This is a genomic window from Pseudomonas sp. C2.3V (assembly GCF_058536325.1).
The window spans coordinates 1,100,991-1,117,111 of record NZ_JBZUBN010000001.1 but is presented as its reverse complement, the minus strand read 5'-3'; the positions used below and the strand labels follow the sequence as shown (position 1 = coordinate 1,117,111).

The window sequence follows — 16,121 nt, the reverse complement described above, 5'->3', positions numbered from 1 at the left end:
ATGTCCGGCATGGGCCGGACATACGTGGAGACAGATCAGGAAATACCGTAGCTCATCAGGCGCTCGTAACGACGCGTCAACAACTCTTCGCTGGAGAATTTCTTGAGCATGTCAAGCTGATCTACCAGAGCTTCACGAATGGAAGCAGACATTACAGCGGGATCACGATGGGCACCGCCCAGTGGCTCATCGATAACGGTATCTACAATACCCAGCCCCTTTAAACGCTCCGCAGTAATGCCCATGGCTTCAGCCGCATCAGGCGCCTTCTCGGCAGTTTTCCAGAGAATCGAGGCGCAGCCTTCAGGCGAAATCACAGAGTAAGTCGAATGTTGAAGCATGTTCAGCTGGTCGCACACGCCAATTGCCAGGGCGCCACCAGAACCACCCTCGCCGATCACGGTTGCGATGATAGGCGTTTTCAAACGCGACATGACACGCAGATTCCAGGCAATCGCCTCACTTTGTCCACGCTCTTCGGCATCGATCCCCGGATAAGCACCGGGAGTATCGATAAACGTCAGAATCGGCATCTTGAAACGCTCGGCCATTTCCATCAGACGGCAGGCTTTACGGTAACCTTCCGGGCGAGGCATACCAAAATTACGACGTACCTTTTCACGCACCTCACGCCCCTTCTGATGACCAATGACCATGACGGGTTGATCATCCAGACGAGCGATACCGCCAACAATGGCTGGATCATCAGCGAAATGACGGTCGCCATGAAGCTCTTCGAAATCAACGAAAAGATGGCTGATATAGTCCAGCGTGTAGGGCCGCAAGGGGTGACGCGCCAGACGAGCCACTTGCCAGCTGCTCAGACTACCGAAAATACTTTTGGTCAGTGCCTGGCTCTTTTCCTGCAGCCGGGCAATCTCGTCACTGATGTTCAGCGAATTGTCATTACCAACCAAGCGAAGCTCTTCAATCTTGGCCTGGAGGTCAGCGATCGGCTGTTCGAAATCGAGATAGTTCGGGTTCATGAGTATCCGTCTTGCAATCTTGAGCCAGCGGCCGGGTCGCCTACCTTAAAAGATCAGGCGGATCAGGTCGAGGCCGGCAGATCAATTATCGAGATCGCCGCCTCAACCCTTGAGGCCATTGGCATGGTTTGGTCGAATGAGCGGCACTTGCGCCGCTCGGATCAACGGTAGTTCAGGAAGACGTTTTCTCTTCCAAACTGGTCACGTAGTGCCTGTATCAGGCCATCACCAGGATCGATTCTCCACTGCTCGCCAAATTGCAGCAGGGCCCTGGCATCCTGGCTTCGATAATCCAGCGTAACCGGGCAAGCGCCCCGATGCTTGGTACAGAGGTCGGCCAACCACCGAAGACGGTCGCCTTTCAATGCATCGCTTGCAACCGAGATGCGCAGACTTTCAGCCAATGCGGTGCGAGCCTCTTCCAGGCCCAGCACGCGCTTGGCGCGCAGTCTCAAGCCGCCCGAGAAATCATCCTGGCTGACTTCGCCCTCAACAATGACCAAGGCGTCAGTCTGCAACAAGGACTGAGCAGCATGAAATGCTTCGGCAAACAGCGAAGCCTCAATCCGGCCCGAGCGATCATCCAGTGTAACAAACCCCATCTTATCGCCGCGCTTGTTTTTCATCACACGCAGATTAACGATAAGGCCGGCAACCGTCTGGGTTTCACGAGAGGGCTTGAGGTCCACAATGCGCTGGCGAGCCAGTCGCCGTACTTCACCCTCATACTCATCGATCGGATGCCCCGTCAGGTACAGGCCGAGGGTTTCTTTTTCTCCCCGCAGACGCTCCTTGAGCGTCAGCGCTCGTGCCTTGTAATGATTAACGTAGACATCGGCTTCCGGCTCGGCAAATACACCCCCGAATAAATCCATATGCCCGCTGTTATTGCTCCGTGCCGTTTGCTCGGCTGCCGCAATCGCCTCTTCCATTGCGGCCAACAGCACTGAGCGATTCTGATCGATAGTCGCCTGGTAGGCCTTGAGCTCGTCATGATAATGCGGCCCCAGGCGATCCAGCGCTCCCGAGCGAATAAGCGCTTCAAGGGTACGTTTGTTGATGCGCTTGAGATCGACACGGTCGCAGAAATCAAACAGATCCTTGAAAGGCCCCTCCTGGCGCGCTTCTACAATCGCCTCTACCGGACCCTCACCAACCCCCTTGATAGCACCAAGACCGTAAACGATGCGTCCACCTTCATTTACAGTGAACTTGAAGTCAGAGATGTTCACATCCGGCGCATCGATCCGCAGTTTCATATGGCGGCATTCCTCAATGAGGATTACCACCTTGTCGGTGTTGTGCATATCCGCTGACAACACCGCAGCCATGAACGGCGCAGGGAAATGCGCCTTCAGCCAGGCAGTTTGATAGGACACCAGACCATAGGCAGCCGAGTGGGACTTGTTGAAGCCATAACCCGCAAATTTTTCTACCAGATCAAAGATGTTACCGGCAAGCTCAGCATCGATGCCATTATTGGCACAACCTTCAATAAAGCCGCCCCGCTGCTTGGCCATTTCCTCCGGCTTTTTCTTACCCATGGCGCGACGCAGCATGTCGGCCTGACCCAGGGTATAGCCCCCCATGACCTGGGCAATCTGCATAACCTGCTCTTGATACAGGATGATGCCATAGGTGGGAGCCAGGACAGGCTTGAGCCCTTCATACTGATAATCGGGGTGGGGATAGGCCAGCTCGGCACGGCCGTGCTTTCGGTTGATGAAGTCATCTACCATGCCTGACTGCAGCGGCCCCGGACGGAACAAGGCCACCAATGCAATCAGGTCTTCCAGGCAGTCGGGCTTGAGCTTTTTGATCAGCTCTTTCATGCCGCGGGATTCCAGCTGGAACACGGCCGTCGTCTCCGCCTTCTGCAAGAGATCGTAGGTCTTCTTGTCATCCAGCGGGATAAAGTCGATGTTAACCGGATCGAGCCCTTTTGCAGCATGCTCTCGATTGATCGTTTCCATTGCCCATTTGATGATGGTCAATGTTCGCAAACCCAGGAAGTCGAACTTCACCAGGCCCGCCTGCTCTACATCGTCCTTATCGAACTGGGTAACCAGTCCGTTACCGTCCTCATCGCAAGAAACGGGAGAGAAGTCTGTCAGTTTGGTAGGTGCGATTACCACACCACCCGCATGCTTACCGGTTCCCCGAGTGATACCCTCCAGTTTGAGCGCCATGTCCCAGATTTCCTGGGCCTCTTCGTCGACCTTGAGGAAGTCACGAAGCATCTCCTCCTGCTCATAGGCTTTCTGAAGCGTCATGCCTACTTCGAAGGGGATCATCTTGGACAATCTGTCGGCCAGACCGTAAGACTTACCCTGCACACGGGCAACGTCACGAACCACCGCCTTTGCGGCCATGGTGCCAAAAGTAATGATCTGACTGACCGCGTTGCGCCCATAGGCGCCCGCAACATAATCAATTACGCGGTCACGACCATCCATGCAGAAATCGACATCGAAGTCAGGCATGGAAATACGTTCAGGGTTAAGGAAGCGCTCGAACAGCAGGTCATAGGCCAGCGGATCCAGATCCGTAATTTTCAGCACGTACGCTACCAGCGAGCCAGCACCCGACCCACGACCCGGCCCCACCGGGACGCCATTGTTCTTCGCCCATTGAATGAAGTCCATTACGATGAGGAAGTAGCCAGGAAACCCCATCTGAATAATGATATTCAGCTCGAAGTTCAAGCGATCCACATAGACTTGCCGCTTGGCCTCGTAATCCGGCGTTTCCTTAGGCAGGAGTACCGCTAGGCGCTCTTCCAATCCGTCAAACGATACCTTTCGCAGATAATCGTCAATGGTCATGCCTTCGGGAATGGGGAAATTAGGCAAGAAATATTTGCCAAGCTGCACTTCAATGTTGCAGCGCTTGGCGATTTCGACCGTATTTTCCAAGGCCTCTGGCAGATCACTAAACAGCTCCCACATCTCCTCAGGAGACTTGAGGTACTGTTGATCGCTATAGGTACGAGGACGCAACGGATCATCGAGTACCCGCCCCTCACCAATGCAGACCCGCGTTTCATGAGCCTCGAAGTCGTCCTGCTTGATAAAACGAACATCGTTGGTTGCTACAAGCGGTACGTTGCAACGATCCGCTAAGGCAACCGCGGCGTGAAGATGCTCTTCATCATTGACGCGCTGGGTGCGCTGCACCTCCAGGTAAAAACGATCACCAAAGACGTCCAGCCATTCACCTAACAACCGCTCGGCGCGTACGTTATCACCGGCCAGCAAGGCCAGCCCCACCTCACCCTCTTTAGAGCCGGAAAGCGCAATCAAGCCGTCGGCAGCCGCCTTGACCCACTCACGTTGGACAATGATCTGGCCTTCGTGCTGTCCTTCCTGATAACCGCGCGAAACCAGCTCAGTCAGGTTTCTATAGCCTTGTTTATTCATGACCAGCAAGGTCAGGCGGGTAAGCGGCCCCTCCTCATCAGGATTGGCCAGCCACAGGTCGGCGCCACAGATGGGCTTGATACCGGCACCCATAGCAGCCTTGTAAAACTTTACCAGCGAGCACAAATTATTCTGGTCTGTCACAGCTACAGCAGGCATGCCTGCCCCCGCTACCGACTTGACCAAGGGCTTTACCCTGACCAGACCATCAACCAGCGAATATTCAGTATGCAAACGCAAGTGAACAAAGGATACGGTCATGGAAACCCCGACAATCATGCAAAAACGAACCGGAATTGTACTAACCGGGAGGACAAGCTAGAAGCTTGATAGGAATGAGCAGATATGCATGCTCAGGCAAATGAATGCGCCAACACTGTTCAGCCTAGAAAATACAGGCGTCGCCGTCCGTCGGTTCGTTTTTTCTTAATCTTCGATTAGAGCGCTATAGCCCCTGAAACTTGCCTCACGCTGACTTCCAACGCAGCAAAAGCATCCCGCACGGGCGCGAATGAGCGTCGATGTATAGGCGTAGGGCCAAGCCGTTTAAGTGCATCAAGATGCTCAGCTGTGGGATACCCCTTGTGACCTGCCAAGCCATATCCTGGATAAAGCAGATCCATTTCTGCCATTTCCCGATCTCGAGAGACCTTAGCCAATATAGACGCTGCTGCGATAGCAGGCACCTGACTGTCACCCTTGATCACCGCAGCACTTGGAACCGACAATACCGGGCAGCGATTACCATCGATCAAGGCAAGCTTGGGTAAAACAGCCAGTCCTTCAACCGCCCGCTTCATTGCCAGCATGGTTGCATGAAGGATATTGATCTCATCAATTTCATGAACATCGGCGCGAGCGATACAGCATGCCAATGCCTTTTCATGAATTTCTTCAAACAACGCCTCGCGGCGCGCCTTGGTAAGCTTTTTTGAGTCGTTGAGCCCATGGATAGGACGTGCTGGGTCCAGGATCACAGCAGCGGTAACGACAGGCCCACATAAGGGACCTCGTCCTACTTCATCGACACCTGCGACCAATTCCTGCACCAATGTGAAATCCAAACCCAATTGCATCAATCAGCCCCAATAAGCGTCAGTACTGCATCTGCGGCTTGTCGTGACGCGTCCTGACGTAATGCGTGATGAATAGCTTCAAATCCTTCTGTTTGCATAGAGGGATCATCCAAAAGAGGCAATATCGCGTTTACCAATCTTTCTGCCGTGGCATCGTCCTGAATCAACTCAGGAACAAGAGGCTTGCCTGCCAGCAAGTTCGGTAAAGAGATATAAGGACTCCTTACCATCCGTTTCAAGATGCAGTACGTCAATGGGGCGACCTTATAGGCAACCACCATTGGACGTTTAAATAGCATTGCTTCCAACGTGGCCGTTCCTGAAGCAATAAGCACAGCATTACAGCTGGCCAGCACTTCATGTGACTGCCCCTGAGTCAACATCACACGAACAGAGCGGCCTTCTAGTAAAGACTCTATCTGCTTACGCCGATGCTCATTGGCACAAGGCAATACAAATTGAATATCAGGCCTTAACGCACTCAACCGTTCTGCGGCATCGAAAAAAAGAGCACCCAGCCGTGAAACTTCACCACCACGACTTCCTGGGAGCAAAGCAACGACAGGCCCATCTGGCGGTAAGCCCAAAACTTTGCGGGCAAGCGTGCGATCAGGATCAAGCGGAATGGTATCGGCCAGCGGGTGGCCAACGAAACGTACGGGAACCTGCTTTTCCTCATAGAAGCGGGCTTCGAAAGGCAACAACGTCAACATGAGATCGCAGGCCTCACGAATCTTAAGAACACGCTTTTGCCGCCATGCCCAGACAGAGGGACTGACATAATGAACAGTCGGTATCCCTGCGGCACGAAGCTGCTGCTCCATTTCAAGTACGAAATCTGGCGCATCAATGCCAATAAAGACATCGGGGCGGGCCTGTATGATTGTCTGGATAAGCTCTTTTCGACGCCGCAAAAGCTCTCGAAGCCGGCCTAGCACCTCTACCAGCCCCATGACGGAGAGTCGCTCCATGGGAAAGGCCGAGCTCATGCCCTCTGCCTCCATGCGCGGACCGCCAACACCAATGAACTCGACAGCCGAATGCCGTGCTTTAAGCGCTCTCATAAGGCCTGAGCCTAAAATATCGCCAGAAGCCTCACCGGCAACGAGAGCGATTCGCAAGGGTCGATTCAAGGCAGACATACCCAGCTCTTTAATAGTGCCAATATAAACTGAAGGCCGCATCTGCGGCCTTGAAAGGATTAACGTGTTATGCCGCGTGTGGAGCTGACTATAGAGTCCCTGAAGACTGCAACTTCGGGAAACTCAAGAGCAACCTGCTCCAATTCCTTCAATGCTTCGTCAACCGTCAAACCTTGGCGGTAGACAACCTTGTAAGCACGACGGAGGGCATGAATCGCTTCACTGGAAAAACCACGGCGGCGCAAGCCTTCAAAATTCATGCTGCGCGCTTCGGCCGGGTTGCCAAAGACCGTTACGTAGGCAGGCACATCCTTACCGATGGCAGTGCCCATACCTGAAAAGCTGTGTGCACCGATACGGCAAAATTGATGTACCAGTGTGTAACCGGACAAAATTGCCCAGTCATCCACATGGACATGCCCTGCCAACGCCGTGTTATTGACCAGAATGCAGTTATTGCCTATCACACTGTCATGCCCGATGTGGACATATGCCATCAGCAGGTTATGGTCACCAATAGTGGTTTCGCTACGGTCCTGAACGGTCCCCCGATGGATCGTGACACCCTCGCGAATGACATTATGGTCACCAATAACAAGGCGCGTAGGTTCACCCTTGTACTTGAGGTCTGGGGTGTCCTCTCCAATCGTAGAAAACTGGTAGATGCGGTTGTGCTTACCGATGACCGTTGGTCCATGCAGTATAACGTGCGGGCCTATGACCGTGCCCTCACCCACTTCAACATCGGCGCCTACGATGGACCAAGGCCCAACCTTGACGTCGTCAGCCAGTTTGGCGCCTGGCTCAATGATCGCCCTAGGGTCGATCAAACTCATAGTTTGCGTTCCGCACAGATAATTTCAGCAGAGCATACCGCTTTCTCGTCAACTGTTGCCTGGCATTCGAACTTCCAAATGCCACGCTTGCAACTAATGAAACGAGCTTCCAGCTGCAACTGATCGCCCGGCAAAACAGGCTGACGAAAGCGCATGTTATCCGAGCCGACAAAGTAATACAGGGTTCCCTCTGCCGGAGAAGAATTCATCATCTTGAAACCAAGAATCCCTGCCGCTTGCGCCATTGCTTCGATAATCAAAACACCCGGCATAATGGGATGCTGAGGGAAATGACCATTAAAAAAGGGTTCGTTGATGCTGACATTTTTGTAGGCACGAATACGCTTGCCTTCAATGTCCAGCTCCACTACCCGGTCCACTAACAGGAACGGGTAGCGGTGAGGCAAGTATTCGCGAATCTCGTTAATGTCCATCATATCTGGAGAGGCCTGTTCAAAAAAAAGGAAACGCCCGATGCGTTACTCTGCATCAGAAGCAGCGTCATCCTGTAAGGTCACGGCAGCTACTGTTTTTTCGAGAAGCTGCAGACGCCGAGCCATATCATCCAGGTGACGGATACGAGCCGCACTTTTTCTCCATTCGGCAGCAGGCTGCATTGCCGTACCGGAAGAATAAGCGCCTGGCTCGGTAATCGAGCGGGTAACCATGGTCATGCCAGTAACGAAAACGTTATCGCAGACCTCAATATGTCCAACCATGCCGACACCGCCGGCAATCGTGCAATGGCGTCCGATCTTGGTACTGCCTGAGATCCCTACGCAAGCCGCCATCGCTGTGTGCTCACCAATTTGTACGTTGTGAGCAATCATTATCTGGTTGTCGAGCTTAACGCCATTACTGATGATCGTGTCGGCCAGCGCGCCTCGATCGATAGTAGTATTGGCGCCAATCTCGACATCATCGCCAATACTGACACCACCCAGCTGAGCAATTTTTTTCCATTGCCCCTGATGGTTCGCAAAACCAAATCCCTCGCCGCCGATAACGGCGCCAGACTGGATAACCACTCGCTTCCCAACTCGAACGTCGTGATACAGCGTAACTCGCGGTGCAAGCCATCCGTTTTCGCCGATCTGACTACGAGCACCGACGAAGCAATGCGCTCCAATGACAACACCTGCACCTATCGATACACCTGACTCGATAACTGCATACGCACCGACACTTGCCGTAGGGTCTACAAAAGCATCCTCAGCGACCAGGGCGGAAGGATGAATACCAGCTTTCGGCAGAGGTTTTCGATCAAACAGATGGGAAAGCTGCGCATAGGCAAGGTAAGGATTGGCGATTACCAGGCAATTGCCTGAAAATCCCTCCACCTCAGTCGGATGCAGGATCACAGCACCCGCTTTGGTGTCAGCCAAATATTTCTTGTACTGGGCATTGGCGAGGAAACTCAACTGCTCGGGCTGGGCATCCTGCAATGTCGCAAGACCAGAAATGAGAAGCTCCGGGTTTCCCCGGAGCTCAGCTCCAAGGCGCTCTGCCAGCTGCCTTAGAGTGTAAGTGGTAGAGGTCATCATTAGCGGTTCTGGTTCATCCGCTCGATAACATCACGTGTAATATCATATTGAGGCTTGGCATCAACCACAGCGCCACGCTCGATGACGATGTCGTAGTTGCCCTTCTTCAATACTTCTTCCACCGCTTTATCCAGCTTCGGCTTGAGCTGCTTCAGCATATCGCGATCAGCGGCAGCCTTAGCCTCGTTCAACTCTTTCGACTGAAACTGGAAGTCGCGTGCTTTTTGTTTGAAGTCCGACTCAAGACGGTCACGATCAGAGTCCTTCATTTTATCGCCCCCGGCAGCAAGGCGACTTTGAATATTCTTTGCATCACTTTCCAATGCCTTCAGCTTATTGAGCTGCGGACCGAACTTTTTCTCAGCGTCTACAGCGTATTTTTTTGCCGCATCCGACTCCAGGAGTGCCATTTGATAATTGAGCACCGCAATCTTCATCTCGGCAAAAGCCGGGGTGGCAACAACAGCGGCGGCGATCAAGGCGAAACGGAAGAACTTACGCACAATGCACTCCTGCGTTTAAACGCGATATAGAGTTGGATCAATTAGAACGTCTGGCCCAGCGAGAACTGGAATACCTGCGTATCGGCATTATCAGGCTTCTTGACGGGCATACCCAGACTGAAGCTTAACGGACCCAACGCAGTTACCCAAGTCAAGCCAACACCCACGGAGCTTGCCATATTGGAAAAGCTGACCTTGTTACAGCTGGCGCTATCCTTGTCGACCAAGCGGCACTTGGTGTCGAAGACACTACCCACATCCCAGAACAGCACTGTTCGCAGCTGACGCTGATCTTTCACGAAAGGCAAGGGGAACAGATATTCGGCCCCGCCTGTGATCAACACATTACCGCCAAATGGTTCAGGATCTTGATCGGTATCTGTTTCTTGACCTTGAGCCTTATATCTTCCAGAAGCAGGAGTACTCCTCGGACCAAGGCTGCTATCTTCAAAACCACGAACTGAATTAAAACCACCAGCATAGTAATTTTCATAAAATGGCAAGCCGCTGGTTGAACCATAACCATCGCCATATCCCAGCTCGGTATGGAAGCGAAGTGCAGTATTCTGCGTTAACCCAGCAAAAATCTGACCACGATAGTCAACTTTGTAATAGCTCAGATCGCTTCCCGGAATTGTTGTTTCCAGAGAAAGACTTTGCGAGTGTCCTCGAGTAGCCAGCACACCTTTATTTAGGGTTGACTCTGACCAGCCGATCGAAGCTTTAAAGTTAGTGAAACTATCCCCTTCCTGTTCAATGAATTTATAAACTTCGTCGACAGTATAGTTATTGGGGTCAAGCTCATCACGCTGAACGCCAAGCCCAAAGTTCAGTCGAGACGTTTCACTGATCGGATAGCCAAAATTTACCCCAAAGCCGAGGCTATTGATGGAGTAACTGGAAATATCAACATCCAGATCATCATAGTTGGTTGAGCGATAGAAGGCGTTATAGCCAAGGCTCACACCGTCATCGGTCCAGTATGGATCAGTAAAGCTGAAATTGTAGCGAGTCTGATACTGACTTCTCGTCAAGCCTACGCTTACTCTATTACCAGTACCCAAGAAGTTGCTCTGGCTGATAGATCCACCCAGGATCAAACCCGCACTTTGAGCAAAGCCAACACTTGCGGTAATAGAACCAGACGGTTGTTCTTCCACAGAGTAATTCACGTCGACCTGATCGTCAGTGCCAGGAACCTGCGGCGTCTCGACATTGACTTCCTTGAAATAGCCCAGACGTTCCAAACGGGTTTTGGACTGATCAATCAGGTAAGTAGAGGCCCAGCCACCTTCCATCTGGCGCATTTCGCGGCGGAGGACTTCATCTTCCGTCTTGGTATTGCCACGGAAATTGATACGATTTACATAGGCACGCTTGCCGGGATCGACTACAAAGGTCAACGAAACCGTATGGTCATCATCATGTGGTTCCGGTACACCGTTCACATTAGCGAACGTATAGCCTTCATTCCCGAGGCGGCGGGTGATCAGATCTGAGGTGCCAGTCATCACCTTTCGAGAGAACACCTGTCCGGGCTGTACCAACATCAGCCTGCGAATTTCTTCTTCCGGCACTTTCAGGTCACCTGAAAGTTTTACATCCCGAACGGTGTATTTTTCACCTTCGTTGACGTTGACCGTAATATAGACGTGTTTCTTATCAGGCGTAATCGATACCTGAGTCGAGGTGATATCCATATTGATATAACCACGATCAAGGTAATAGGAGCGCAAGCGCTCAAGATCGCCAGAAAGTTTTTCACGGGAATATTTGTCGTCGTTTTTGAAGAAAGAAAGCAGATGGCTTTTCTTCAATTCGAACAGATCAATTAGATCCTGCTCTGGAAACACATGATTTCCGACAATATTGACCTGAGAGATCGTTGCCACTTCACCTTCGTTGATTTTGATTTTCAACTGAACGCGGTTACGTGGCTGCGGAATGACCTCGGTTTCGATATTGGCAGAATAGCGACCTTGAGCAACATACTGACGAAGCAGCTCATTGCGCACACCTTCCAGCGTTGCCTGCTGGAAAATTTCACCTTCAGCCAAACCCGATTGTTGAAGACCTTTTTTAAGGTCGTCTTCTGAGATCGCCTTGTTGCCCTCAATAGTGATGCTTGAAATCGAGGGGCGCTCAACTACGCTCACAACCAGGACGTTACCGTCACGCCCTAATTGAATATCTTGGAAAAAACCCGTACGGAACAGGGAGCGAGTCGCATCGGAAAGGCGACGATCATCTACAGCATCGCCTACGTTAAGAGGTAATGCACCGAAAACGCTTCCGGCAGAAACCCTCTGCAAACCGTTTACACGAATATCGGAGATGGTGAAGGACTCGGCGTGAACCTCGCCGATCATCAGCGCGGCTATTACCGCAGGTAGCAGCAAGCGTTTCATGAGTCCCTTTTTTATTCCAACTGACAAATAAATAGCCTACCGCTTATACGGCAGACTAAGCGTTCAGCGGCGAGTTACAGACGCCCAAGGTCATTGACCAGAGCCAGTAACATGACACCAACAATTAGGCTTATACCAATCTGCATACCCCACGCCTGAATGCGCTCGGATACAGGTTTCCCTCTTGCCCACTCGACGAAGTAGAACAACAAATGTCCACCGTCCAATACCGGCACAGGAAGCAGGTTTAAAACCCCAAGGCTTATGCTCAGGTAGGCCAGGAAGTTTAAGAAGTCACTGACACCTGACTGGGCAGAAGCGCCCGCCACTTTAGCAATGGTTATCGGCCCACTCAAGTTTTTTACCGAGAGTTCCCCAAGCAACATTTTCTTAAGCGAGTCGAGCGTCAGCAAACTCATGGTCCAAGTGCGCAAAAGTCCCTGACCTACGGCCTCCAGCGGGCCATAGCTGACTTCCCGAAGCATTTCAGAGGGCCATTCCACGCCCTTGACACCAGCGCCCAAGTAGCCAGAGGCACTTTTTGCATCACCTTTGCTAGAAAGCATAACTGGGACAGAGCGCTCAATTCCAGAACGATTAAGCACTAGGTTTACTGTTTGATTCGGGTGGGCACGAACATAATCGACCACCTCTTGCCAGTCGTTAACCGATGAACCCTCAACCGAAACAATACGATCACCAGACTGAATACCTGCTCTGGAGGCAGGCCCCTCAGGATCTAGTTCAGCCACAACAGGTGGCAGTGCCGGACGCCATGGATGTATGCCGAGAGATCCAATAGGGTCCGGGCTATCAGAGTCCTTGAGCCAACCATCAAGCCGAATGGAATGTACTTCTTGCTGACTGTTACCAGACTCGCGAGTTTCCACGACCAACGTACCCGTTTCACCGAGACGGCGAACCAGCTTGAGGTTGACCTCACCCCATCCGGAAACGGCCTTCCCATCAACCGAGACGATTTCATCGTTTGCCTGCAAGCCTGCTTGCGCAGCAAGACTACCTTCATCGACTTTTCCGACGACAGGCTTGACCTGCTGAGTTCCAAGCATGGCCAGAGCCCAAAAGAACACGATAGCCAATAAGAAATTGGCCACCGGACCCGCCGCTACGATAGCGATACGCTGATATACAGACTTACGATTGAACGTCTGGTCGATCTGGTCAGCAGAAACCTCCCCTTCTCGCTCGTCCAGCATTTTTACATAACCGCCAAGCGGTATTGCTGCTACTACGAACTCAGTTCCCTGCCTGTCATGCCAACGAAATAGCGCCTTACCAAATCCAACAGAGAAACGCAGGACCTTGACACCACATCGACGAGCAACCCAAAAGTGCCCAAACTCATGGAAAGTAACCAACACCCCTAATGCAATCAGGGTTCCAAGAATCATATACAGTGCACTCATGGCGTTCCTCCGCGCTTAGCGCCTGTGGCGCTCAAGCCAGACATTGGCTGAGTCCCTGGCATGGCGATCCGCTTGCATGACACATTCAAGATCGGTTACGGCAGAGATTGTTTCCTGCTGGAGCACAGCCTCGATGATCTGCGGTATCTCATCAAAGCGTGCCCTGCCGTTTAGAAAGGCATCTACTGCCACTTCGTTCGCAGCGTTCAATGTGGCAGGCGCGGTACCACCTGCGCTAATAGCTTCTCTCGCCAATCTAAGGCAAGGAAAGCGCTGCTCATCAGGCTTTTGAAAATCAAGGCGTGCTACTGCAAATAAGTCCAGAGGGCTAACTCCGGACTCTATTCGCTCAGGCCACGCCAAAGCATGAGCAATTGGGGTACGCATATCAGGATTGCCCAACTGCGCAAGAACCGAACCGTCAATGTAGTCCACTAACGAATGGATAACACTTTGAGGATGAACAACAACTTCAACCTGATCAGGCCTTGCATTGAACAACCAACAGGCTTCAATGAACTCCAACCCCTTGTTCATCATGGTGGCAGAGTCTACTGAAATTTTACGTCCCATCGACCAGTTGGGATGCGCGCACGCCTGATCAGGCGTAACGTCACGCAATACGTCTAGTGAGGTTTCACGGAAAGGCCCGCCTGACGCCGTCAGCAAAATTCGCCGCACCCCTTTTGCCGCCATTCCCTCTTCATAGCCTATTGGCAGGCATTGAAAAATAGCATTGTGCTCACTATCAATTGGTAACAGCTTTGCATTGTACGTTTTCACAGCCTGCATAAATAAGGAGCCGCTCATGACAAGCGCCTCCTTATTGGCAAGAAGAACCTTTTTTCCTGCCTTGACAGCTGCAAGGGTAGGCTTAAGACCTGCCGCGCCAACGATAGCAGCCATAACAGCATCAACATCAGGATGAGCTGATACTTCACTTAGCCCTGCCTCACCGACCAGCACTTGCGTCGAGAGTCCGGCCGCCTTGATTCTGCGCTCCAGCTCTTCAGCCTGAACGCCGCCCGGTACTACAGCGAACCTCGGCTCATGAGTAATACAGAGTGCTCCGAGCTCATCGAGCCTGGTATAGCCAGTTAACGCAAATGCCCTGTAACGATCAGGATGACGTGCAATGACATCTAAAGTACTGAGACCTATCGATCCGGTAGCACCCAGTACGGTGATGTTTTGAGGACTAGTCACATAACACCCCAGCCCGACCACCAGAGAAGTGCTGCGTAAAGAGGTACTGCAGCAGTCAGACTATCAATACGATCCATGATGCCGCCATGCCCAGGTAGAAGCTGGCTACTGTCCTTAAGCCCCATCTGTCGCTTGAACATGCTTTCCGTAAGATCACCTACAACCGAAACAACGACAACCAGCGAAGCACCGATCAGAGCCTTAATCAGAGTATTGGCATCCCATCCGCGATAGAGACCTACACCCAATGTCAGCACAAGACTGGCTATCAAGCCGCCAATCATGCCCTCCCAGCTTTTACCTGGACTTACCTTGGGAGCAAGCTTACGCTTGCCAAATGCCTTGCCGGAAAAATAAGCACCAATGTCAGCCACCCATACCAGCAGCATGACACCAAGAATAAGCCAATTATTGAGAGGCCACTGTTTCAGCAGGATCAACCCCTGCCAGGCAGGAACCAGGATAGCCACACCAATCAAAAGGCGTCGCCAAGTTGACTTCCAGTAATGAGCGCTTTCTGGATAGGTCATAACGAGCACGGCAGCAAAAATCCACCAAGCCACTGCCATCGGCAGGATAGCCAACGCCAGCTGAGGCATCTGCCAGCAGAGCAGAAGAAGGAAAGCAATTACAGCTGCATAACCTACACGAGCCGCCTGAGAGACGAGCCCGGAAAGCCGAGCCCACTCCCAAGCACCCAGGGAAACCACTGCTCCGATAAAGGCAGCGAATATCCCACCTTCTAGCAAAAAGAAGCCCCCAATCGCTATGGGCAGCAACACCAGAGCGGTAAGGACCCTTTGCTTTAGCATGATGCTCTCACTTCTGCTTCAATCTGTTCACTGGTCTTTCCAAAGCGTCTTTGCCGCGTCGCATAATCCGCCAACGCCTTACGCATAGCCTCATGTTTGAAGTCAGGCCAGAACAAGTCGGAAAAATATAGCTCCGCATAAGCCAATTGCCAGAGCAGGAAATTGCTGATGCGATGCTCTCCACCCGTACGGATACATAGATCAGGTAAAGGCATGCCTGCGGTGGTCAAGCAGTTCTGAAGCAACTCAGGCGTTATCCGCTCAGGCTCAAGCGTACCCTCCTTGACTGCCTGCGCCAGCCGCTGGGCCGCCTGGGCGATGTCCCACTGACCACCATAATTGGCAGCCACCTGGAGTACCAGTCTTGTATGACCAGCAGTCAAGGCTTCTGCCTGCTCCATCTCACGCTGCAGTTCAGGATGAAACCTGGAACGATCTCCAATGATGCGAAGACGTATGCCGTTCTGATCGAGCTTTTTGGCTTCCCGTCGAAGCGCTGATAGAAACAGCTCCATCAATGCACTGACTTCATCAGTCGGGCGCCGCCAGTTTTCACTGGAAAACGCAAACAACGTGAGCACTTCGACACCGGCGTCCGCACAGACTTCTATAGCCGCACGAACAGCGTCGACACCAGCTCTATGTCCTGCCACTCCAGGCAGTAACCGCCGGCGAGCCCAGCGGTTATTACCATCCATGATAATGGCGACATGACGCGGTACTACAGAACTAGGGTCGCTATTGCCCATCTTGCATCCCTGC

General features: G+C 52.2%; 13 protein-coding genes. All 13 read right to left on the bottom strand.

The genetic code is table 11. From position 1 onward, the window contains the following. Positions 1 to 35 precede the first annotated feature (35 nt). Entirely contained in the window at positions 36 to 986 is a 951-nt protein-coding gene (locus AC4LF3_RS05265) for an acetyl-CoA carboxylase carboxyltransferase subunit alpha (protein ID WP_019364447.1), read from the bottom strand. Between the two features lie 161 nt (positions 987 to 1,147). Beyond that, positions 1,148 to 4,666, bottom strand: a complete 3,519-nt coding sequence (gene dnaE / locus AC4LF3_RS05260; protein WP_197871935.1) for a DNA polymerase III subunit alpha — start codon at positions 4,664 to 4,666, stop codon at positions 1,148 to 1,150. 176 nt (positions 4,667 to 4,842) lie between these two features. Further along, positions 4,843 to 5,481 carry a ribonuclease HII gene (rnhB, locus tag AC4LF3_RS05255; protein WP_491834896.1) on the bottom strand — a complete coding sequence of 213 codons (639 nt, stop codon included), beginning with the start codon at positions 5,479 to 5,481 and terminating at the stop codon, positions 4,843 to 4,845. Further along, positions 5,481 to 6,614: a lipid-A-disaccharide synthase gene (lpxB, locus tag AC4LF3_RS05250; protein WP_491836249.1), complete on the bottom strand. Its 1,134-nt coding sequence runs from the start codon at positions 6,612 to 6,614 to the stop codon at positions 5,481 to 5,483. The genes rnhB and lpxB overlap by 1 nt, the downstream gene beginning before the upstream one ends. A 68-nt stretch (positions 6,615 to 6,682) precedes the next feature. Then, the gene (gene lpxA / locus AC4LF3_RS05245) at positions 6,683 to 7,459 is read right to left on the bottom strand and encodes an acyl-ACP--UDP-N-acetylglucosamine O-acyltransferase (protein ID WP_010797389.1); all 777 of its coding nucleotides are present in this window, start codon (positions 7,457 to 7,459) and stop codon (positions 6,683 to 6,685) included. Further along, positions 7,456 to 7,896, bottom strand: a complete 441-nt coding sequence (gene fabZ, locus AC4LF3_RS05240) for a 3-hydroxyacyl-ACP dehydratase FabZ (protein ID WP_010797388.1) — start codon at positions 7,894 to 7,896, stop codon at positions 7,456 to 7,458. The genes lpxA and fabZ overlap by 4 nt, the downstream gene beginning before the upstream one ends. Before the next feature lie 42 nt (positions 7,897 to 7,938). Beyond that, positions 7,939 to 9,003, bottom strand: coding sequence for a UDP-3-O-(3-hydroxymyristoyl)glucosamine N-acyltransferase (lpxD, locus tag AC4LF3_RS05235; RefSeq protein ID WP_010797387.1), 1,065 nt, complete (start codon positions 9,001 to 9,003; stop codon positions 7,939 to 7,941). Beyond that, positions 9,003 to 9,506, bottom strand: a complete 504-nt coding sequence (locus tag AC4LF3_RS05230; protein ID WP_491834895.1) for an OmpH/Skp family outer membrane protein — start codon at positions 9,504 to 9,506, stop codon at positions 9,003 to 9,005. Before AC4LF3_RS05230 ends, lpxD begins: the two co-directional genes overlap by 1 nt. A gap of 41 nt (positions 9,507 to 9,547) precedes the next feature. Beyond that, positions 9,548 to 11,914, bottom strand: coding sequence for an outer membrane protein assembly factor BamA (gene bamA / locus AC4LF3_RS05225; RefSeq protein ID WP_404625650.1), 2,367 nt, complete (start codon positions 11,912 to 11,914; stop codon positions 9,548 to 9,550). A gap of 74 nt (positions 11,915 to 11,988) precedes the next feature. Next, complete coding sequence (gene rseP / locus AC4LF3_RS05220; protein ID WP_010797384.1) at positions 11,989 to 13,341, bottom strand: sigma E protease regulator RseP; 1,353 nt, start codon at positions 13,339 to 13,341, stop codon at positions 11,989 to 11,991. 15 nt (positions 13,342 to 13,356) lie between these two features. Continuing rightward, entirely contained in the window at positions 13,357 to 14,547 is a 1,191-nt protein-coding gene (gene ispC, locus AC4LF3_RS05215; protein ID WP_491834894.1) for a 1-deoxy-D-xylulose-5-phosphate reductoisomerase, read from the bottom strand. Further along, entirely contained in the window at positions 14,544 to 15,359 is an 816-nt protein-coding gene (locus tag AC4LF3_RS05210; RefSeq protein ID WP_491834893.1) for a phosphatidate cytidylyltransferase, read from the bottom strand. Before AC4LF3_RS05210 ends, ispC begins: the two co-directional genes overlap by 4 nt. Continuing rightward, positions 15,353 to 16,108 (bottom strand): polyprenyl diphosphate synthase, encoded by a 756-nt coding sequence (gene uppS / locus AC4LF3_RS05205; protein ID WP_010797381.1) that lies wholly within the window; start codon positions 16,106 to 16,108, stop codon positions 15,353 to 15,355. The genes AC4LF3_RS05210 and uppS overlap by 7 nt, the downstream gene beginning before the upstream one ends. Between the last annotated feature and the right edge of the window lie 13 nt (positions 16,109 to 16,121).